The organism is Bradyrhizobium sediminis (assembly GCF_018736105.1).
GTDB lineage: Bacteria > Pseudomonadota > Alphaproteobacteria > Rhizobiales > Xanthobacteraceae > Bradyrhizobium.
Map to the genome: position 1 here is coordinate 2,126,029 of NZ_CP076135.1, position 20,777 is coordinate 2,146,805.

General features: G+C 64.8%; 18 protein-coding genes. 13 read left to right on the forward strand and 5 right to left on the reverse strand.

Annotation, left to right across the window (positions count from 1 at the left end; genetic code table 11):
• The first annotated feature begins 43 nt into the window (after positions 1-43).
• The 3 genes from KMZ68_RS10120 to KMZ68_RS10130 all read left to right on the forward strand — a co-directional run bounded on the left by KMZ68_RS10120 (position 44) and on the right by KMZ68_RS10130 (position 2,749).
• Entirely contained in the window at positions 44-556 is a 513-nt protein-coding gene (locus KMZ68_RS10120; protein WP_215615632.1) for a YcgN family cysteine cluster protein, read from the forward strand.
• A gap of 156 nt (positions 557-712) precedes the next feature.
• Positions 713-2,293, forward strand: coding sequence for an MDR family MFS transporter (locus tag KMZ68_RS10125; protein WP_215615633.1), 1,581 nt, complete (start codon positions 713-715; stop codon positions 2,291-2,293).
• A 234-nt stretch (positions 2,294-2,527) separates the two neighbouring features.
• Positions 2,528-2,749, forward strand: a complete 222-nt coding sequence (locus KMZ68_RS10130; RefSeq protein ID WP_215615634.1) for a hypothetical protein — start codon at positions 2,528-2,530, stop codon at positions 2,747-2,749.
• A 196-nt stretch (positions 2,750-2,945) separates the two neighbouring features.
• Here KMZ68_RS10130 and KMZ68_RS10135 read toward each other — a convergent pair whose 3' ends face one another.
• The 4 genes from KMZ68_RS10135 to KMZ68_RS10150 form a co-directional block, all read right to left on the reverse strand.
• Entirely contained in the window at positions 2,946-4,580 is a 1,635-nt protein-coding gene (locus KMZ68_RS10135; protein ID WP_215615635.1) for a thiamine pyrophosphate-requiring protein, read from the reverse strand.
• 160 nt (positions 4,581-4,740) lie between these two features.
• On the reverse strand, positions 4,741-6,339 hold the full coding sequence (locus KMZ68_RS10140) for an MBL fold metallo-hydrolase RNA specificity domain-containing protein (protein WP_215615636.1): 1,599 nt from the start codon (positions 6,337-6,339) through the stop codon (positions 4,741-4,743).
• On the reverse strand, positions 6,336-7,256 hold the full coding sequence (locus KMZ68_RS10145) for a ribose-phosphate pyrophosphokinase (RefSeq protein ID WP_215615637.1): 921 nt from the start codon (positions 7,254-7,256) through the stop codon (positions 6,336-6,338). Before KMZ68_RS10145 ends, KMZ68_RS10140 begins: the two co-directional genes overlap by 4 nt.
• On the reverse strand, positions 7,253-8,797 hold the full coding sequence (locus KMZ68_RS10150; protein ID WP_215615638.1) for a thymidine phosphorylase family protein: 1,545 nt from the start codon (positions 8,795-8,797) through the stop codon (positions 7,253-7,255). Before KMZ68_RS10150 ends, KMZ68_RS10145 begins: the two co-directional genes overlap by 4 nt.
• A 291-nt stretch (positions 8,798-9,088) precedes the next feature.
• Here KMZ68_RS10150 and KMZ68_RS10155 point away from each other — a divergent pair, with 291 nt between their 5' ends.
• Positions 9,089-9,253 carry a Flp family type IVb pilin gene (locus tag KMZ68_RS10155; protein ID WP_215602560.1) on the forward strand — a complete coding sequence of 55 codons (165 nt, stop codon included), beginning with the start codon at positions 9,089-9,091 and terminating at the stop codon, positions 9,251-9,253.
• Positions 9,254-9,357: 104 nt separating this feature from the next.
• Here KMZ68_RS10155 and ku read toward each other — a convergent pair whose 3' ends face one another.
• The gene (gene ku / locus KMZ68_RS10160; RefSeq protein ID WP_215615639.1) at positions 9,358-10,323 is read right to left on the reverse strand and encodes a non-homologous end joining protein Ku; all 966 of its coding nucleotides are present in this window, start codon (positions 10,321-10,323) and stop codon (positions 9,358-9,360) included.
• 330 nt (positions 10,324-10,653) lie between these two features.
• On the opposite strand from ku, the gene KMZ68_RS10165 reads away from it, so the two are divergent.
• The 9 genes from KMZ68_RS10165 (at position 10,654) to KMZ68_RS10205 (ending at position 20,730) form a co-directional block, all read left to right on the forward strand.
• Complete coding sequence (locus tag KMZ68_RS10165) at positions 10,654-11,325, forward strand: response regulator transcription factor (protein WP_215615640.1); 672 nt, start codon at positions 10,654-10,656, stop codon at positions 11,323-11,325.
• A gap of 118 nt (positions 11,326-11,443) precedes the next feature.
• Positions 11,444-12,817 carry a sensor histidine kinase gene (locus tag KMZ68_RS10170; protein ID WP_215615641.1) on the forward strand — a complete coding sequence of 458 codons (1,374 nt, stop codon included), beginning with the start codon at positions 11,444-11,446 and terminating at the stop codon, positions 12,815-12,817.
• A 162-nt stretch (positions 12,818-12,979) separates the two neighbouring features.
• Positions 12,980-14,380, forward strand: a complete 1,401-nt coding sequence (locus tag KMZ68_RS10175; RefSeq protein ID WP_215615642.1) for a hypothetical protein — start codon at positions 12,980-12,982, stop codon at positions 14,378-14,380.
• Between the two features lie 102 nt (positions 14,381-14,482).
• Positions 14,483-14,752 carry a hypothetical protein gene (locus KMZ68_RS10180; protein ID WP_215615643.1) on the forward strand — a complete coding sequence of 90 codons (270 nt, stop codon included), beginning with the start codon at positions 14,483-14,485 and terminating at the stop codon, positions 14,750-14,752.
• A gap of 145 nt (positions 14,753-14,897) precedes the next feature.
• A complete protein-coding gene (gene ccmI, locus KMZ68_RS10185; RefSeq protein WP_215615644.1) occupies positions 14,898-16,001 on the forward strand; it encodes a c-type cytochrome biogenesis protein CcmI in 1,104 nt (367 codons plus the stop codon).
• 123 nt (positions 16,002-16,124) lie between these two features.
• A complete protein-coding gene (gene ccmE / locus KMZ68_RS10190; RefSeq protein WP_215615645.1) occupies positions 16,125-16,613 on the forward strand; it encodes a cytochrome c maturation protein CcmE in 489 nt (162 codons plus the stop codon).
• Entirely contained in the window at positions 16,610-18,592 is a 1,983-nt protein-coding gene (locus tag KMZ68_RS10195) for a heme lyase CcmF/NrfE family subunit (RefSeq protein ID WP_215615646.1), read from the forward strand. Before ccmE ends, KMZ68_RS10195 begins: the two co-directional genes overlap by 4 nt.
• Positions 18,593-18,707: 115 nt before the next feature.
• A complete protein-coding gene (locus tag KMZ68_RS10200) occupies positions 18,708-19,208 on the forward strand; it encodes a cytochrome c-type biogenesis protein (RefSeq protein WP_249779580.1) in 501 nt (166 codons plus the stop codon).
• 178 nt (positions 19,209-19,386) lie between these two features.
• A complete protein-coding gene (locus KMZ68_RS10205) occupies positions 19,387-20,730 on the forward strand; it encodes a methyl-accepting chemotaxis protein (RefSeq protein WP_215615648.1) in 1,344 nt (447 codons plus the stop codon).
• Positions 20,731-20,777: the final 47 nt, after the last annotated feature.

A 20,777-nucleotide genomic window follows, 5' to 3' on the forward strand; every position in this document is an offset into this window, starting at 1 on the left:
CTAGAAGGGCTGCAGCCCACACTCGCCGGAAATCTCGGGATTCATGACAGCGCCTTTCAAGCCGCCCTCGGGCCAAGAGGGATTCTTTTGGAAAACCAAGACGTTGGAAGAGATGTCCAACGCCGAATGGGAAAGCCTGTGCGACGGCTGCGCGCGCTGCTGCCTGGAAAAGCTCGAGGACGAGGATACCGGCAAGATCTATTTCACCCACGTGTCCTGCCGTCTGCTGGATGCGGAGCTGTGCGCTTGCAAGGACTATGCGAACCGCTCCGACAAGGTTCCGGACTGCGTCCGGCTCACGCCTGAGAACGTCCGTACCCTGAACTGGCTGCCGCCGAGCTGCGGCTACAAGCTCGTCGCCGAAGGCCGCGATCTCTATTGGTGGCACCCGCTGATCTCGGGCGATCCCAATACCGTTCACGAGGCGGGCGTCTCGGTGCGCGGCCGGGTGCAGGGAACCGAGAACGAGATCGCCGACGAGGATCTCGAGGACCACATCGTGCAGTGGCCGGCGCTGCTGCCGAAACGGGCGCGATTGAAGAAGCGGCCGGCCTGAGGCTGCTCTTCACTTAATCTATCAAGCGAATGGGATGCCATCGACGCGGGATGCACCCATGCGCCTAACCCGCTGCCGCGGCTTGGATTTGCCGTCTAGATTGCAGGCGATTTCGCGATTCCGCGCCGCCACGCGCCCCCGATAACCAACGTCCGCATGAACAAGTTCGAACGGCAGAGCCGTGACCCGGCTGACCAACAGACATTGCCCGAGGCGATCGCCGAAGAGCTGTCGCATATCCCGACCGAGGTCATCGACATCAGCGACGCCCCGCCGATCGCGCCGCGCGCGCCGCTGACGCAAGGCGAAGTCCGCACCATCCTGATGAGCCTGCTGCTGACGATGTTTCTGGCCGCCCTCGACCAGACCATCGTCGCCACCGCGCTGCCGACCATCGGCCGCCAGTTCCAAGACGTCTCCAGCCTGTCCTGGGTGATATCAGCCTACCTGCTGGCCGCCACCGCGGTGGCGCCGGTGTTCGGCACGCTGGCCGATATCTACGGCCGCCGCGCCATGATCATCGCGGCGCTGAGCCTGTTCGTCGCGGGCTCGATCCTGTGTGCGGTGGCGCCGAACATGCCGGTCCTGATTCTCGCGCGCGGCCTGCAGGGGCTCGGCGGCGGCGGCATCATGCCGATCGTCCAGACCGTGATTTCCGACGTGGTGACGCCGCGTGAACGCGGCCAGTACCAGGCCTATTTCAGCGGCGTATGGGTCGTCGGCGGCATCGGTGGGCCCATCCTCGGCGGGGTGTTCGCCGAGCACCTGCACTGGTCGATGATCTTCTGGATCAACGTGCCGCTCGCGCTCGGAGCGCTGGCGCTGCTGCTGCCGAAGATGGGCAGGATCCCGGTGTTTCACCGCAGGCGCAAGGTCGACTGGCTCGGCGGCGTGCTGCTGATGGCCTCCGCCGTCGTGTTCATGCTGGTGCTGACATGGGGCGGCAACCGCTATCTCTGGCTGTCGCCTGTCATCATGGCGATGATCGGCGCCTCGGTCGCGCTCGCGCTGGCGTTCGTGTGGCATGCCCGGAATGCCGAGGAGCCGTTCCTGCCGCTGCCGCTGATGGGGGGAACGGTGGTGCCCTACGCCATGGTGGCCGGCAGCTGCGCGATGGGCGCGATGCTGGGGCTGACGGTGAATCTGCCGCTGTATTACGAGGTGGTCTATCGTCTCAGCGCCAGCGAGGCCGGACTTTCGCTGATTCCGCTGGCGGCGGTTTCGACCGTCGGCGCCGCGATCGCGGGCCGAACCATGGCCCGCGCCCGGCACTACAAGCGGGTGGCGATCGTCGGAACCTCGATTGCCGCGCTTTGCGGAGCTGCGCTGGCGCTCACCACGCTGCCGCTGTGGGGCCTGCTGGCGCTGCTGTCGATGTTCGCGCTCGGCCTCGGCACCACCTTTCCGGTCAGCGTGGTATCGATCCAGAATTCGGTGGTGCGATCGCAGGTCGGCACCGCTACCGGAGCCATGAATTTCTTTCGCGCGCTGATGGCGTCTTTCACAGTGGCGGCGTTCACCGCGATCCTGCTGATGGCGCTCGGTGCGGATATTTCGCTCGGCGGCGAGCATCGCGGCCCGGTGAATTCGATTCTCGCCTCCGACATGGTCACGGCATTCCGCTATGTGTTCGGCGCCGCCACGGCACTGATGGCTTGTGCCGCGCTGTGCATGATCCTGATGGAAGAGAAGCCGCTGGCCGGTCCGGCCTCGGTGCCGGCCGAGATGGCGGAGTAGGGCGCCGGGAGTTGCGCCTCCGCTGCCCTGATGGGCACAGGCTATCCACGGGCCGTGATTTGATCTAACAGCGGCGCCAGTAACCAGAGCGTTTTCAAGCGAAAGCCTGCCCCGGACTTGATCCGGGGTGGATACCGGTTCGCATGAAGAAAACGCGTCAAAACAAAAAGATAGAGCCCCGTTCCGATTCAATCGGAACGGAAAAGGCTCTAGCAATCCGACAAGGAGCCGGCCATGAGCAAACCCTCCATCGAACAGACACGGATGGGCAGCGAAGGCATCGCCTTCTGCATCGCGCGGACCCTGATCGAGCGCGATCCGTCGCTGAAGGCGCCGCTGCGGGCCAACTTGCGCAAGATGTGGGAACTGCTGGAGGGCCGCGAAGACCACGCCGCCGCCGACATGGTCGACACCATGATCAAGGCGCTCAACGATCCCGCGTTCTTCAAGCCGTAGGTTTCGTTCCGGCAGCGCGTCCCGGCATGGCTAGTATAGAGCGTCTTCCAGCTTGCCCGAACCAGTACGCTTCTCGCGGGGCCTCATGGTTCGAGACGCGCGAAGACGCGCTCCTCACCATGAGGGACTGAGACCTCATCCTGAGGAGCATCGCGAAGCGATGCGTCTCGAAGGATGGAGCATCCGAAGTGGAAAACTAGGTTCCCGGCCGCGAAACCTCGGTCTCCTTCGAGGTGATGAATTCCAGCAGCACCGGGATGCCTTCCTTGGTCTTGGCGATGCCGCGCTGGATGGCGGGGATGATGTCTTCGGGCCGGGTCACCCGCTCGCCATAGCCGCCGAAGGCGCGCGCCATCGCGGCATAGTCGCCGGAAATATCGGTCGAGCGATATTTTTCGGTCGAGATCGGCATCACCTTCAGCTCGATCGCCATGCTGAAATTGTTCAACAGGATCGACATGATCGGAATCCGCTCGCGCACCGCGGTCTCGAAATCCATGCCGGTGAAGCCGATCGCGGCATCGCCCCAGACGTTGATGCAGAGCTTGTCGGGTTTTGCCAGTTTGGCGCCCATCGCAAGGCCCAGTCCGTAACCGAGCTGGGTGGTCTTGCCCCAGCCGAGATAGGTCAGCGGCTCGACCGTTTTCCAGAACGGCGACAGCTGGTCGCGCGGGCTGCCGGCGTCATGGGTGACGATGGTGTTCTTGATGTCGACGGTGTGCTGCAGGTCCCACAATACTCGGTAGGGGTTCAGTGGGGCGTCGTTATGGGTCAGCTTCGGCATCCATTTGGCCAGCCACTCCTTGTGTGAAGCGGCAATTTCGCCTGCAACAGCAGTGGCATCGCGGTCGGTCTTGATGCTCTTGTTGATCTCGTTCAGCAAATCGTCGAGCACCAGGCCGGCGTCGCCGACCAGGCCGATTTTGGCCTCGACATCCTTGTTAAGATGCGCCGGGTCCAGCGTTGAATGGATGATGGTTTTGCCCTTGGGCATGGCGATGCCGAAATTCGTCTCGGTGAATGAGCAGCCGATGCCGAAGATCACGTCGGCCTCGGCGAGGAACTTCGGCACCGCGCGCGGCACGGCCAGGCCGCCGGAGCCCAGCGACAACGGATGCGTTTCCGGGAACGACGACTTGCCGCCGAGGCTGGTGGTGACGGGGATGGCGAGCCGTTCCGCCAGCCGCTTCAGTTGCGGCCAGGCCCGGGCGTAATGCACGCCCTGGCCGGCATAGATCACCGGCCGCCTGGCCGCGATCAACAGCGCGGCGGCTTCCCTGACATGCACGGGGTCGGCGCCGTAGCGGGTGCGCAGCACCGGCGTATAGTTCAAGGGCTCCGGCACCTCCTCGTTCCACATGTCCGAGGGGATTTCCACGATGACCGGGCCGCCGCGGCCGTTTTTCAGCTTGGTAAAGGCGCGGCGGAAAATGTTGCAGACTTCCGCGGCGATGTTGATCGGCTCGGCCGACTTCGCGAACGCCCGCATCGCCTGGCTGGAATTGAAGTTCGGCTCGATGTTCGCGATCCGCCGCGCATAGCCCATCGGCAAGACCAGCACCGGGACGGATTCGCCGTAACATTGCGCCACCCCGCCCATGGCGTTCTCCGCGCCGGGGCCGTGCTGCATGCAGAAGGCGCCGATCGTCTGCCCCGAGGTGACCCGCGAGATCGCGTCCGCCATGTGGATCCCGACGCGCTCCTGCCGCACCATGACGGGGCGGATGTCGGCATTGGCGGCGTGTTCGATCAGGTGATTGACGGGATAGCCGCAGAGGATCTCGATCCCCTCGCGCTTCATGATTTCCGCGATGGCGGTGCCGAGCTTCATGCCGTTCTCTCCCCAGGTTGGCCGATGTTGAGAGCTCGGCCTGTGGGAGCCAGTTGGAACAGGAATCGTTCATCCGGTAAAGCGCGGGGCGCCGCCATCCGGCGAAGCTCTGATATGCGTCCCCGAAGGCAGCCGGCCGCGCTTTGCGGCGCGGCCGGGTTCAACCGGCTTCTTCGAGGGCCCGTTTCAGGCGCCGGATGATGACGCCGCGGGCGCGGTCGTCGGCGGCCGCATGGATCCGATCGTTGATGTCGAGCACGAGCTTCGACATGTCGTTGTGCCAATCGAGATGCGTCACCGCTTCAGGCGCGAGCCGGCGTCGGCGCGACACGTCCATGAGAGCGGGCTCAGGCGTCGAGAGCTCGTAGATGTCGTCGAGCACCGGCTGGAAGAGTTTGGCCGCCGGCACGATCCGCTCCGAGATGCGCTCGGCCATGCCTGCTATCGCTTCCTCCTCGCCGTGAACGAGAAACACACCCCGCCGAATCGGGCGGCGCGCCGCGATCCATCGCGCAATCTCGGCGCCATCGGCATGACCCGAATAGTCATCGATCATGCGGATGCGGGCCGCCACCTTGATCTCGTCGCCCTGGATCCGGACGGCCTTGGCGCCGTCCTGGAGAAACCGGCCCAGCGTGCCATTGGCCTGAAAGCCGACCAGCAGCACGGTGGCCCGGCTGGTCCACAGCCAGCGCTTGAGGTGATGTCGAATACGGCCGGCGTCGCACATGCCGCTCGCCGCGATGATGATATGAAAGCCGGTCAGTTTCGCGATCGCCTTGCTTTCGTCGACGGTCTCGGTGAACCGCAGATGTTGCGAGTTGAACAGGCGATTGACGTCGATATTCGGATCGAGGCTTTCGGCGTGCTCCCGGAAAACTTCCGTCGCATGAATCGCCAGCGGCGAATCGAGAAAGATCGGCGCCGCCGGGATGTCGCCGCGCTCCATCAGGTCGACCAGATCGACGATCAATTCCTGGGTGCGTTCGACGGCAAAGGCGGGGATCAGCAGGGCCCCCTTGGCCGCTGCCGCGTCGCGGACTTCGGAGGCCAGGCGCTGGCGGCGTTCTTCCGGCGTGGTCTTTGCGCGAATCCGGTCGCCGTAAGTGGACTCCGAGATCACGTAGTCGAAGCCCGTCGGCGCCTTGGGATCGGGCTGCAGCAGTTTCGCATCGGGGCCGATATCGCCCGACGCGAGCAGGCGCAGCGGTTGTCCCCCTGAGCCCGCGCCGTCGAACTCGATTTCGATCGAGGCCGAGCCGAGCAGGTGCCCGGCGTTCCAATAGCGCGCGCGCACGCCCGGCATCACGCCGGTCCACGTCTCATACTCCACCGGCTGGAACGATTGCAGCGAGGCCTTTGCATCGGCCTCGGTATAGATCGGACTGACCTCGGGCCGCCCGCGCGCCGCGTTGCGCCGGTTGAGGGCCGCGACCTCCGATTCCTGAATGCCTCCGGAATCCGGCAACATCCAGGAACACAGGTCGATGGTTCCGCGCGTCGCCAGAATCCTGCCGCCAAAGCCTTCGCGCACCAGCTTCGGCAACAGCCCGCTGTGGTCGATGTGCGCATGCGTCAGCAGCACGGCATCGATGTCGGCGGGCCGGAACGGGAAGGGGTTGTAATTCAGCTCCTTCAGCGTCTTCTGACCCTGGAACAAGCCGCAATCGATCAGAAAGCGTCCGGACGGAGCTTCGACGAGGTAGCACGAACCGGTCACGGTGCGCGCCGCACCGCAAAATCGAACGGTCATGGTCATGGGGTCTCCTCCGGGATACTTTCGCCATCGATCTCGCCGCGCAAGGCGGCGGCAAGGATGTCATCGAGCGGAATCGCGTTGCTGGGGTGCGGCACGCTCGATGTCGAGCGGACGGAACGGATGCCGGCGGCGGCAAACCCGGCCGCCATGTCCGGCGGAAACAAGGCGTGAGTGATAACGGCATCGATCGCCGTCGCGCCGGCGTCCTTGAGCGCCCTGGCGCAGGCGGTCAAGGTGCCTCCTGACGAGACGATATCGTCCACCAGAAGAGCCGGCCGGCCGGCGAGCAGAGCGGCTTCGGCAAAGCTGATTTCGACCGATCGATCGCCGCGGCGAATTTTCTGCGCCACCGTGTATGCGAGCCCAAGCCGGCTGGCGAGATCGCTCACCCAGGGGCGCGACTCCGCGTCGGGACCGATCACCACCGTTGCGGGGTCGACTCCGGATTTGCGCAGCGCGTCCGCAATGGCCGGCATGGCCGAGAGGTCTTCGGCCTCGATGCCGGGAAACACCGCTTTGATATCGTGGGTGCGATGAAGATGGGCATCCACCGTGATGACGCGGTCCACGGTTGCGGCGAAGAGCCGGCCGACAGCCTTCTGGCTGATCGCTTCGCCCTCGTGAAAGGCGGCATCCTGGCGCATGTAACAGAGGTATGGCGCCAGCAGCACGAGCCGGCTGGCGCCGGCGCGCCGCAGCGCTTCGGCGGCGAACAGGATGGCGATGAGCTTGTCGTTCGGCTGGTCGAGCGAAGCATAGAGGATCGTGGTCGACGCGGCCGGGCCGACCGTCACGCGGATTTCCCCGTCGGGAAAGCGATGCAACGCGATTTCCTGCCACGACAGGCCAAGCAGCGCCGCCAGCCGTTTGGCATCGCCGGCGCCGGTTGGCAGGCTCTGGATGACGATCTTGCTCACGGCGCCGTCTTGTTGCGGGGCGTTGTCGCGTTTTCGATCGTGTAGGCGGAATTGCTCTTCGCGCCGGCTGCGGTGAGATCGCGCTCCGACTTGTCAAAGGCATAGACGCGATAGAGCGGCTCGCCGCTTTCGACGCGGTCGCCGATCTTCTTGAACAGCCTGATGCCGGCCCCCTGGTCGAGCGGCGCGCCGGCGATCCGCGCCAGCCGGTTCAACTGCAGGCAATCGATGCCGGAGACGAAGCCGTCGCTTGCGGCCATCACGTCGAAGGTCAGCGTTCCCAATTCGGCGCGGCAGTCCGATCGACCCTGCGCATCGATGATCTTCTGCATCTGCCTGAGCGCCGCTCCGCTATCGAGCAACTCGCGGGCCCTGATGTAACCGGTGCCGCCACGCAGATTCGGATCGTATTCCAACAGATGAGCCGCGAGCCGAAGCGACTTCTCGCGCAAATCCTGTGGCGCGGCGGGATCGTTGGCCAGAACGGCCATCACGTCCTGGGCTTCGAGCACCGGACCGATGCCGTAGCCGATCGGCTGGCTGCCGTCGGTCGTGATTACCTCCACCGATATGCCGAAGCGATCGCCGACGAATTCGAACAGTTTGCGCAGCCGCATCGCCTCGATGCCGCTGGTGAGCTTGGCGGTCGGGCCAACCGGCAGATCGATCAGGAGGTGGGTCGAACCCGCCGCGAGTTTTTTCGACATGATCGAGGCGACCATCTGCTCGCGCGTATCGAGGCTGAGCGGCCGCTCCACCGAAATCAGGATATCGTCGGCCGGCGAGAGGTTGACGTGTCCGCCCCAGATCAGACAGCCATTGCAGGCTTCGACGATCGCCTTCATCTCGTCGGCGCCCACATTGACCCTGGCCAGTACTTCCATCGTGTCCGCCGTGCCTGCCGGAGACGTAATGGCCCGAGAGGAAGTCTTCGGAATCGTGAGCCCATGCGCCGCCACGATCGGCACCACGATCATGGAAGTCCGGTTGCCCGGGATTCCGCCGATACAATGCTTGTCGACGACGATCGGGTTGGCCCACTTCAGCTGCGTTCCCGCCTGAGCCATCGCGCCGGTGAGGGCGAGCAGCTCATCACTGGTCATGAAACTGGCGGAAGAGATCAGGAACGCGGCGATCTCCATGTCGGAATACCGATAATGGATCAGGTCGTTGATGATCGCACCTATTTCCGAAGCGCTCAGGGTCTGACCCCGGATCTTGGCGCGCACGGCTTCGAGACTTTCCGGCGGCACAGCCGGGGTGACCGTCGCCAGACTGCCGGATGGTTCGGCGAAACGCCGGAAGGCCGGCTCGGAGAGGCCGATCTCGTCGGGGCCGACCAGGCTGTCGTCATCGGTGATGAGCAGCGTGGCCAGCAACACCCTGGAATTGCGGCGCAGTTCGACCCGGCTGAAGCCCCGGAAGATTTCCGGACGCAACGCCTTCGACTGCCGCGAAATGACCACGACGTTCTCGCGTCCGGTATCGAGATTGACGCGCCGGATCTTCAGAGGGGGCCTTGATGTGTCGACGGAGTTCATTTGCCAAAGCCGGTGGGTAGGAGCATCGGGACCACATAAACATAACTGAGAGCAAAATTGAGCGAATTCGTTTGACTCAAATCATCATTATAGTCCCAGGGGAATGAGGCGAGCGAGGAATTCGCGACCCGCGCGATCCGGAAATCTCGCCAGGCATGCGGAAAGCCGCCATCCGCCCTTAATCGTTCGTTCAGCGTATTCCGCAACAGCCCATCAACCAATCCCGTCTAGTTCTTGCAACCTTGGGCACTGCGCGGGAGAATCCCGCGGCGCGTCGACAGGAGTTTTTGAATGCGGCAGCTTTTTTCAAAATTTTTGCGTGACGAGTCCGGTGCCACCGCCATCGAATATTGCCTGATCGCGGCCGGCATCAGCATCGTGATCGTCGTTGCCGTCAACGGCGTCGGCACCACGCTGAACGGCAGCTTCACCTCGGTGAATTCGTCGCTGAAATAGCCGCTGGTCGGCAGCCGGATTCCTGGAATCCGGGGCCCGCAGGTCGCCGCCCTTAAGCAGCAACATACATTGCATACATTGCAGGCGCTCTGCGCGGCGCTGGCCTATCCGGCCTTCTTCGACCGCGCGGAGCTGCGCACCGGCTTCTCGGCCTTCTTCGGCTCCTGCCTTGATTCTCCCCTGGCGGCGCGCTTGCCGCTGCCTGAGATCGGCAACAGCATCTCGCGCTGGCCGGCGGCCGCCTTGCGCGGCTTCTTGCCTTTCGCCTTGGCGGCGGGAGCGGCGGACTGTCTTTCGCCGGCGAGGCTGCGCTTCAGGGCGTCCATCAGGTTGATGACGTTGCCGGCCGTCTTCGGCGCGGCCTTCGCGGTCAGGCTGACGCCGCTGCGCTTCTTGTTGATGAGATCGATCAGCGCGGCTTCGTAGTGGTCCTCGAACCGCTCGGGCTCGAACGACCCGGACTTCTTTTCGACGATGTGCCTGGCGAGATCCAGCATGTCCTTGGTGACTTTCACGTCCTGGATGCCGTCGAAATATTCCTTCTCGCCGCGCACTTCGTAAGGGTAGCGCAACAGCGTGCCCATCAGGCCCTTGTCGAGCGGCTCCAGCGCGATGATGTGTTCGCGGTTGGTCAGGACCACCCGGCCGATCGCGACCTTGTTCATGCTGCGGATGGTCTCGCGGATCACCGCGAAGGCATCGTGGCCGACCTTGCCGTCGGGCACCAGATAATAGGGGCGGATCAAATAGCGGTTGTCGATATCGGTCTTGGGCACGAATTCGTCGATCTCGATGGTGTGGGTCGACTCCAGCGCGATGTCGTCGAGTTCGTCCTTGGTCACCTCGATGTAGGTATCGGTGTCGACCTTGTAGCCCTTGACGATGTCTTCGGAGGCGACTTCCTCGCCGGTGTCGGCATCGACCTTGGCATATTTGATGCGATGGCCGGTCTTGCGGTTGATCTGGTTGAAGCTGACTTTTTCGGTATCCGACGTCGCCGGATAAAGGGCGACCGGGCAGGTCACGAGCGAAAGGCGCAGGAAGCCCTTCCAGTTGGCGCGGGGGGCCATGGGAAACTCCGAAAACGCAACAGTCCAAGCACATAGGATACCACCGAGGGGCCGGGTTTCAAAGCAAGCCGGGCAGGGAATCCCGGAACGGCGTTAACCGCAGGGAGCGTCGGGCCGCCAGGCTCGGGTCGGGGCGACCGCGCGGCCGAGGGCCTCTTGGGGCTTTCGATTCGGCGTGGTACCCCATTTCGACAAATGGCCCGCCGCCGCGAGGCGGTTGTGAACAAAAAGTAATGAAGTGCGCCGACGGCTGTTCATCCGGCATTCACGCCGCGGCGTCTCAACTTGCCGGCGGCGATTTTGCCGGAAAAACTTTGAGGGAAGACCAGCTTGCGCCTGCTCGTCGTTGAAGACGATCCGGATCTCAACCGTCAGCTGACGACGGCGCTGACCGACGCCGGCTATGTGGTCGACCGCGCCTTCGACGGCGAGGAAGGGCATTTTCTCGGCGACAGCGAACCCTATGACGCCGTGGTGCTCGACATCGGCCTGCCCAAGATGGACGGCATCTCGGTGCTGGAGGCGTGGCGCCGCAACGGGCGCGCGATGCCGGTCCTGATCCTCACCGCGCGCGACCGCTGGAGCGACAAGGTGCAGGGCTTCGACGCCGGCGCCGACGACTACGTGGCAAAACCGTTTCACCTCGAGGAAATCCTGGCGCGGATCCGGGCGCTGCTGCGCCGCTCCGCCGGCCACGCCCAGTCCGAGCTGACCTGCGGGCCGGTTTCGCTGGACACCAGAACCGGCCGGGTCAGCGTGTCGGGCAACCCGATCAAGATGACCTCGCATGAATATCGCCTGCTGGCCTATCTGATGCACCACACCGGGCGCGTGGTGTCGCGCACCGAACTGGTCGAGCATCTCTACGACCAGGACTTCGATCGCGACTCCAACACCATCGAAGTGTTCGTCGGCCGCATCCGCAAGAAGCTGGACGTCGATATCATCCAGACCGTGCGCGGGCTCGGCTATCTGTTGACGCCGCCGCCGCCGGGCGCTTGATCAGGGGTGTCGATCGAGTCCCACGCTTACCCCGGTGTTCGAACATGATCCTGTGCGAAAACCGGCATCGCTCCATCGGGTCGCGGCCCGGGGACATGCTTTTCGGGATCCTGTTCTGATGCGCGCCAGTTCGCTCGCCACGCGGCTGTTCCTGTCGGCGACCGCCTGGGTGGTGGTGATCCTGGCCATCACCGGCATCGTGCTGTCGTCGGTGTATCGCAACGCCACCGAGCGCGCCTTCGACCGCCGTCTCAATCTTTATCTCCGCACCATCATTGCGGAGGTGGCGACGCCGGACAACACGCCCGAGCAGTTCCAGTCGCTCGGCGAGCCGTTGTTCGAGCTGCCGCTGTCCGGCTGGTATTGGCAGATCGCCCGCGCCGACTCCGAAAAGCCCGAGATACGCCGGTCGCGCTCGTTGTGGGACAAGAACCTGCCGAAGCTCGAAGAACACGGCGCCGATCTGACCGCGGCCGGTATCCGCCTCGGCTATGTCGACGGCCCCGAGGGCCAGTCGCTGCGGATGGTGGAGCGGCCGGTCGATCTCGGCATCGATGGCAAGTATCTGGTCAGCGTGGCCGGCGACGCCACCGAAATCTTCGACGAAACGCGCAGCTTCGACTACTACCTCGGCGGCACCTTCGCGGCGTTGACGATCGTGCTGGTGCTGACCACCATCTTCCAGGTCCGCTTCGGGCTCGCGCCGCTGAAACGCATTTCGGAATCGATCGCCGATATCCGCTCCGGCCGCGCCGAGCGGCTGGAAGGCGAATTCCCGGTCGAGATCGCGCCGCTGGCGCGGGAAACCAACGCGCTGATCGACGCCAACCGGGAGATTGTCGAGCGCGCCCGCACCCACGTCGGCAATCTCGCGCACGCCATCAAGACGCCGCTGTCGGTGATCGTCAATGAAGCCTCCGCGCGCGGCGCCGATCCGTTTGCGGCCAAGGTGCTGGAGCAGGCCGACGTGATGCGCGACCAGGTCGCGCATCATCTGGAGCGTGCCCGCATCGCCGCGCGCCTCACCGTGATCGGCACCGTCACCGAAGTTGCGCCCGCGATCGAGGCGTTGCGCCGGACCATGGAGAAGATCCACAGGGATCGCGGCATCGCCATCGGGATCAAGGCCGACGCCCAGGCGAAGTTTCGCGGCGAGCGGCAGGACCTCGAGGAGATGGCCGGAAATCTCGTCGACAACGCCTGCAAATGGGCGGCCTCGCAGGTCTCCATCGAGGTGCTGGTGGAACCGCCGGCGGAGCCTGGCGCCGGTCCGATGCTGCGGATCATCGTCGACGACGACGGGCGGGGGTTGTCGGCGGCCGAGCGGGCGCAGGTCGCGCGCCGGGGCCAGCGGCTGGACGAATCCAAGCCGGGTTCGGGCCTCGGGCTCTCAATCGTGGTCGATCTCGCAGCCCTGTACGGCGGCAGTCTTTCCCTCGGCAACGCGCCGATCGGGGGGCTGAGGGCGGAACTGGTGCTGCCGGCGGCGTGAATCTCGCCCCGGGGCTCCCAAAGCCCGTGGTTCGAGCGGGGCGGGAAGCGGCCGAGCGCCCGCCAATGCGCCATTCCTAAACGCCTTCTTAACGCCGGGGCTTCTAAGATGGCCGGCGGACGCGTTCTGCCGTCCGACCTAACACGCATCCATGCCGGACGCATGAACCAGACTTCGACAGAGCGGCTGAGAGACTATCTTGCGCAGCTTCCGCCGCAGGCGCAGGCGCTGCTGATGCGGGAGTTCGAGCGCGCCATCGAACGGGGCGAAGACACCGCGGTCGCGACCTTCGTACTCGAACAATTGCGCAAGGTCGTGCGCGGAACCGACGAGGAGGCGCGGCCGCGCACCGACGATCCGGCTCGCCTGGTGTTCCGCCCGCTTGAGCCGTTCCTGGTCGAAGGAAATTCACCGGTGCGGCCGGGGCAGATCCGCCGCGCGTCGTTGCTGCCGGTGTGGCAATGGCTGATCCGCGACGGCGCGCCCGATTCCGCGCGGGAATTCGAAGCGGCGATGGCCCGGGTGCGGGACTCCGGGGCCTCGTCCGAACTCGAGCCGGCGATCCGCAAGTTCCAGCACGCCGCGGCGGATGCGATTGTCAAGATCGCCACGCCGGTGCCCGGCGGCGACCAGCAGCGCGCGCTGACCCGCGTCGGTCCGCCCAATGCGATCGAGGACCTGCTGCCGATCGGCTCGGTGCTGCAGGCCCGTGAAGCGCTGGATACCCTCAATGGCCGGCTACCCAGTTTCCTGCGGATATTCGCGGATTCGCAAATCGCCTCGATAGGCACGGCCCTCAATGTTCCGTCCCTGCAAACGCCGCAGTTGCTGCCGTTCGCGCTGTCGCTGGTGATGCAGCGGCTGAGCGCGCCGTGGCAAATCATCCGCCTCGCCATCAAGATGGCCGCGTCCGACGATGAAATCCGCGTTGCCGCCACGCCCTACGGCGTTGCCGTCACCATCGCGCTACACGACCTGTCGTTCCTCGCGGCCAGCCTGCGGACCGACATCAAGCGCGGCCATTTCGACACCGTGGCCGAGCAACTGAAGACCCTGCATGATGGCGTGCGCGGCTTGCGGACCGAGCTCGATCTGCGCAACGACTCCTCCTGGGGCAGGCAGTTGACATCGATCCGGGCCGACATCTCCAACGCCCTGCAATCGGAAATCGACAGCGTGCCCGGCCGGGTCCGGCGTCTGCTGCGTCAACGCCCCGACAAGGAGATTCCTGCCGGCGCCAAGGTCGATGCCAGCGAAGTGGATGAAACCGCGGCATTGATCGATTTCGTCGCGGTGTGCCGCACCTATGCCAGTGAACTCGCGATCAACGAGGTCACGCTGCGGACCTATTCCGACCTGCAGCAATATGTCGAGAAGTCCACCGAGTCGCTGGTGCAGTCGCTGCGCGGCAGCGATGCCAAGACGCGCGCCTACCGGCAGATGCAGGTCAAGGCGGCGATCCGCTTCTGCGAGGTGCTGTTCGGCCAGGATTATGCATCGCTGATGAGCAGGGCGGCCGAAAATGCCGTCACCGGCGAACGCAAGCCGCAGCGCGCCAGTTAAAAAGATAGTGAAATTCTCCGATTGCAATTTTTAGTTGACCAAGTCCAAAGCCGGACATACACGTTTTGCCGTGCCCAATCACCAAGTCATTGAATTCCAGAAATGAACCCAGTCCTTTATTTCGTCGAATTGGATAATCGCATCATCTCCGCAACCTATCGAAACCTGATGATCGGCGCCAAGGTCGTGCTGGTCGACAAGACCAGCGACCAGCAGTTGCCCGATCCGGTCACCACGGTTGCGTCACCGGTCCCCAACGGGATGCTGCGGATCAGGCTGCCGGGCACCGTCAAGCCGGGGGCCTATTATCTGAAGGCGCTGAACGGGCACGGCGCCGGTGTCGCGCAGAGCGTCGAGTTTTATGTCGGCTAATACGCGATTTTTGCGGGGTTTTCAGGACTTTCCGGACACGCCGGCATATTGATAATTGTCAATTGCCCGGCTTGCCGCCCGTGGTGTAAAGCGGCGCATCGGCGTCTCGCCCCGAGCTTGGCGCCGTTCCACCGGAACCCGCTCTATGACGCTGTGGTTTGTGTTCGCGCTGATGACGGCCGCGGCGATTTTCGTCGTGCTTTGGCCGCTGAGCCGGGCTGGCCGGCCGCATAATGAAGGCAGCGAGGCGGCCGTCTACAAGGATCAGCTCGCCGAGATCGATCGCGACGTCGCCGCCGGGCTGATCGGCGCCACCGAAGCCGACGCCGCACGCGTCGAGATCAGCCGCCGTCTGCTGGCGGCGGTGGATCTTCAGGAAGATCGGCCTGTGGCATCGAACACTTGGTTGCGCCGCTCTACCGCGATTGTCGCCCTGGTCGGGCTCCCGATCGTGGCGGTGGCGTTTTACCTCCCGCTTGGATCGCCCCGGCTCGGCGATTTTCCGCTCGCCCAGCGCACCCGCGCGCCCGACGTGGCGCAGCCGCTGGATAACCTGGTGGCGCAGGTCGAGGCGCATTTGGAGAAGAATCCAACCGATGGCCGTGGCTGGAACGTGCTGGCGCCGGTGCTGTCGAGGCTCGGCCGCCACAATGAAGCGGTTCGTGCCTATCGTAATTCGATCGCCTACAACGGCGACAGCCCCGAGCGCCGCGCCGATCTCGGCGAAGCCCTGGCCGCCGCGGCGAACGGTGTCGTCACCGCGGAGGCGAAGGCCGAATTCGAACGCGCCCTCGCGTTGAACGCCGACGAGGTCAAGGCGAGCTACTTCCTCGGGCTGGCCGCCGAGCAGGACGGCCGCGCCGGCGAGGCTTCGACGATCTGGCGCGCCATGCTCGCCAAGGCGCCCTCGGATGCGCCGTGGCGTCCGCTGGTTCAGGCCGCCCTGGCACGGGTCGGCGGTTCCCCGGCGCCGGCGCTGTCGAATGATGCGATGGCCGCGGCAAAGGGCATGAATGAGACCGACCGCGACGCCATGATCCGCGGCATGGTCGAGCGCCTCGCCACGCGATTGAAGCAAAACGGCGACGACGTCGAAGGCTGGCTGCGGCTGGTGCGGGCCTATATGGTGATGGGCGATCGCGACAAGGCCAGGAGTGCGCTCGCCGACGCCCGTCAGGCCGTCGCCAACGACGCCGATCGGCTGCGACGACTGAATGAGGGCCTGAAGGATCTCGGGCTGGACGGATGAGCATGATGCCGAAGAGTGTGCAGCGGTTTTCGGGTCACATCATGCGCGAGATGACAGGCGCATGATGCCGAAAAGTGTGCAGCGGTTTTCGGAGGACATCATGCGCGAGATGAGAGGCCACGCATGACGCGCAAGCAACGGCGTTTGACGATGATCGGCGGCTCGCTCGCGGTGCTCGCGGTCGCGGCGGCCCTGGTGCTGAACGCGATGCGCGATTCGATCGTGTTTTTCTCGACGCCTTCGATGGTGGCCGAGAAGCACATTGCCGCGGGCAAGCGTTTCCGGCTCGGCGGACTGGTGCAGCCGGGGTCGCTGGTGCGTGGCGACAGCCTTGCGGTCACCTTCCAGGTCGCCGATGGCAGCGCCGCACTGCCGGTTTCCTACAAGGGGATTTTGCCCGACCTGTTCCGCGAAGGGCAGGGCGTGGTCGCCGAGGGCGCCCTCGACGCAGCCGGGGTGTTCAAGGCCGATACCGTGCTCGCCAAGCACGACGAGACCTACATGCCCAAGGAAGTCGCCGATGCGCTGAAGAAGCAGGGGCACTGGAAAGACGATTACGGCGCCAAGCCAGCGGCTGGTGCGTCGCCGGCGAAACAGGGAGTTTCGCAGTGATCGCGGAAGCCGGACATTACGCGCTGGTGCTGGCGCTGGCGCTGGCGCTGATCCAGTCCACCGTGCCGATGCTCGGCGCGCGGTGGCGCGATCCCGCCTTGATGAATGTCGCGCGCGCGACCGCGCTGGCGCAACTGGCATTCGTGGCGGCGTCGTTCGCGGCGCTGGTCGCGTTGTACATCGTTTCCGATTTTTCCGTCGCCAACGTCTTCGAGAATTCGCATTCGTCGAAACCGCTGCTCTACAAGATCACCGGCGTGTGGGGCAATCATGAAGGTTCGATGCTGTTGTGGGTGTCGATCCTGGCGCTGTTCGGCGGTCTGGTTGCCGCGTTCGGCAACAATCTGCCGCTGTCGCTGCGCGCCAACGTGCTGGGGGTGCAGGGGTGGGTCGCGAGCGCGTTCTATCTGTTCATCCTGATCACCTCGAACCCGTTCCTGCGCATCGTGAGCCCGCCGATCGAGGGCCGCGACCTCAACCCGGTGCTGCAGGACATCGGCCTGGCGGTGCATCCGCCGATGCTCTACCTCGGCTATGTCGGTTTCTCTATTTCGTTTTCGTTCGCCGTCGCCGCCCTGATCGAAGGCCGGATCGACGCGGCATGGGCGCGCTGGGTGCGGCCGTGGACGCTGGTGGCCTGGATATTCCTCACCCTCGGCATCGCGATGGGCTCGTACTGGGCCTATTACGAACTCGGCTGGGGCGGCTGGTGGTTCTGGGATCCGGTCGAGAATGCCTCGCTGATGCCGTGGCTTGCGGGCACCGCGCTGTTGCATTCCGCGGTGGTGATGGAAAAGCGCAACGCGCTCAAGGTCTGGACCATCCTGCTGTCGATTTTGACCTTCTCGCTGTCGCTGCTCGGCACCTTCCTGGTGCGCTCGGGCGTGCTGACGTCGGTGCATGCGTTCGCGACCGACCCGGCGCGCGGCGTCTTCATCCTGCTGATCCTCTGCCTGTTTATCGGCGGCAGCCTTTCGCTCTATGCCTGGCGGGCGTCGGCGCTGAAGCAGGGCGGCTTGTTCGCGCCGATCTCGCGCGAGGGCGCGCTGGTGCTCAACAACCTGTTCCTGACCAGCGCCTGCGCCACCGTGTTCATCGGAACGCTGTATCCGCTGGCGCTGGAAGTCCTGACCGGCGACAAGATTTCGGTCGGCGCGCCGTTCTTCAACCTGACCTTCGGGCCGCTGTTCCTGCCGCTGATGGTCGCAGTGCCGTTTGGGCCGCTGCTGGCCTGGAAGCGCGGCGATCTGCTGGGCGCGGCACAGCGCCTGACCGCCGCGGGGATCGCGGCGCTGATCGCGATCGCGGTGCTGTGGGCGTGGAGCCGTGGCGGCAGCGCTTTCGCGCCGCTCGCGATCGGGCTTGCGGTCTTCGTCATCGCGGGCGCGCTGAGCGAGCTTGCCGAGCGATCCGGCCTGTTCCGCGTGCCGCTTGGCATCGCGATGCGGCGCGCGCGCGGATTGCCACGCGCCACCTGGGGGACGGCGTTCGCCCATGCCGGCGTCGGCGTCGCCCTGATCGGGATTGTCTGCGAAACCACGTGGAACAGCGAATATATCGGAACCATGAAGCCCGACGACGTCGCCAAGATCGCCGGCTACGAATTGAAACTCGACGGCGTGACGCAGCGGCAGGGGCCGAATTTTCGCGAAATGCTGGCGCAGTTCACGGTCCGTCTCGATGGCGAGCGATTGAGCGCCATGACCCCGTCGAAGCGCAGTTTCACCACCAGGGGATCTTCGACCACCGAGGCCGCGTTGCTGACGCGCGGCGCCAGCCAGCTCTATATCTCGCTTGGCGAGACCAACGCCGACGGCGCGATCGCGGTGCGGATCTATCACAAGCCGCTGGTCCTCTTTATCTGGTGGGGTCCGGTGCTGATGGCGTTCGGCGGCCTGCTGTCGCTGTCGGACCGGCGCTTGCGGGTCGGCGCGCCGAAGCCGGCGAAGGCGCTGCGCGGATTGCAGGCGGCGGAATAGGCTCGTTCCTCATCCTGAGGAGCCGCGTAGCGGCGTCTCGAAGGATGAGATTGTTATGGCGCCATCCTTCGAGACGCATCCTTCGGATGCTCCTCAGGATGAGGGGAGAGGCCCGGTGCGGAAGCTGATTGCTGTTTCGATCATCGTGTTTACGGCGTTTGCCGCTTCGAGCGTGCGCGCCGTGCAGCCCGACGAGATCATGTCCGATCCGGCCAAGGAATTGCGGGCGCGGGATTTGTCGCGCGAACTGCGCTGCATGGTGTGCCAGAACCAGTCGATCGACGATTCCGATGCGCCGCTGGCGCGCGACTTGCGCCTCCTGGTGCGGGAGCGGATCGCCTCCGGCGACAGCGACAGCCAGGTGATCGATTTCCTGGTGGCGCGCTACGGCGAGTTCGTGCTGCTGAAACCCCGGCTCAAGCCCCACACCCTGTTGTTGTGGTTGTTGCCGCCCTTGGCGCTCGCCGCCGGCGGCTTTGCATTGTGGGCCAACAGCCGGCGCCGTGCGAAATCCGCGCCGGCGGAAGACGACCCGCTGTTCAAGCTGACGGCGGACGAAGAGGCCCGGCTGTCGGCGCTGATCCCGCGTGAAACGCCGCCGGAGAAATCGATCTAGCTCCGTATTGCCACGGGCCTTGCTGCGGACCTGTCGCTGGTAATGCGACCGATTTGCAGTCCGGCCGCGTTGGCGGACGGCTCAACGCCGGCCGCAGGATCGGGCCTTCATGTAATCTTGACCTTTCTCTGAAAATTTCGTCGCGCGTCCCCTCAAGTCCTCCCGGCCGAGCGCACCGATGTTTGCCAACAGCAATTTGACCATCCGCTTCCTGATCGGAGCCGTCGTGGCGGCTCTCCTGCTGTTGCTGGCCATCGGCGGCGGCACGGGGTTTGTCGCCGTGCTCTACCTGAACAATCAGATCACCAGTCTGTCCGCCGAATTCGGCGCGCTGAGCGGTCCGGCCCGCGAGCATGCGTTGCAGATCTATCAGCAGGCCCAGACCGCGTTTTCGTATTTCCTGATGGCTTGCGTGGCCATTGCGGTCGTCGCTTCCGCAGTCTGCCTGACCACCTATTTTGCGGTTCGCAACGGCATCATCGGGCCGCTGGCCGCCATCGTGCACGCGATGCGCCAGGTCGCCGACCAGAAATTCGAAACCCCGATCCCAGGCCTGGGCCGTGCCAACGAGATCGGCCTGCTTGCCGGCACCCTGGAGGTCTTCAAGACCACCGGCATCGAGCGGCAGCGGCTGACTGAGCACGAATTGCAGGAAGCGCAGCGTCAGGGCGAACGTTCGCGATATCTCGACAGGAAGATCCGGGACTTCAACGACCTCGTCGCCAATGTCGTCGGCAGCGTGGCTTCGTCGGCGGTGCGCTTGAAAAGCAATGCGGAAACCCTGTCGCAGGCCGCCAACGAAACCAGCACCAAGGCCAGTGCCGTTGCAAGCGCCGCGAGCCAGGCCAGCACCAGCGTGCAGACGGTCGCCAGTTCGGCCGAGGAGATGACGACGTCGATCGGCACCATCAGCCGGCGCGTGACCGACGCCACGCAGCGTGCCGAGGGGGCGGCTGCCCAGGCGCGCAAGAGCGGCGACACCATTCACGCGCTGTCGGAAGCGGCCGAAAGGATCGGCGCCGTGGTGCAGCTGGTTCAGGCGATCGCCTCCCAGACCAACCTGCTGGCGCTCAACGCCACGATCGAAGCGGCGCGGGCGGGCGAGGCGGGCAAAGGCTTCGCGGTGGTCGCCTCGGAGGTGAAGAATCTCGCCCACCAGACCAGCCAGGCTACCGGTGAAATCTCCACCCATGTCGCGAGCATTCAGGGCATCACCGGTGAGACGCGCGAGGCGATGGCGGAGATCTCCAACATCATCGCGGAAATCAGCGCGATCATGTCCGGCATCGAAGTCGACACCGCGCAACAGCGAACCGCGACGCTGGAAATTTCGAAGAGTGTCCAGGACGCTGCGCGGGGCACGCTGGACGTCTCCAATCATATCGCCCAGATCACCTCGACGTCGTCTGAAACCGGACGTCTGGCAAGCGATGCCAGAGACTCGGCTGTCGATCTGTCGCAGCAGGCCGAAACCCTGAAACGGGAAATCGACGGCTTCATCCTGAGCGTCAGGGCGACCTGACCCCAAGGCGACCTGACCCCGGTCGAGCGGTCGGCCACCGGCGGAAC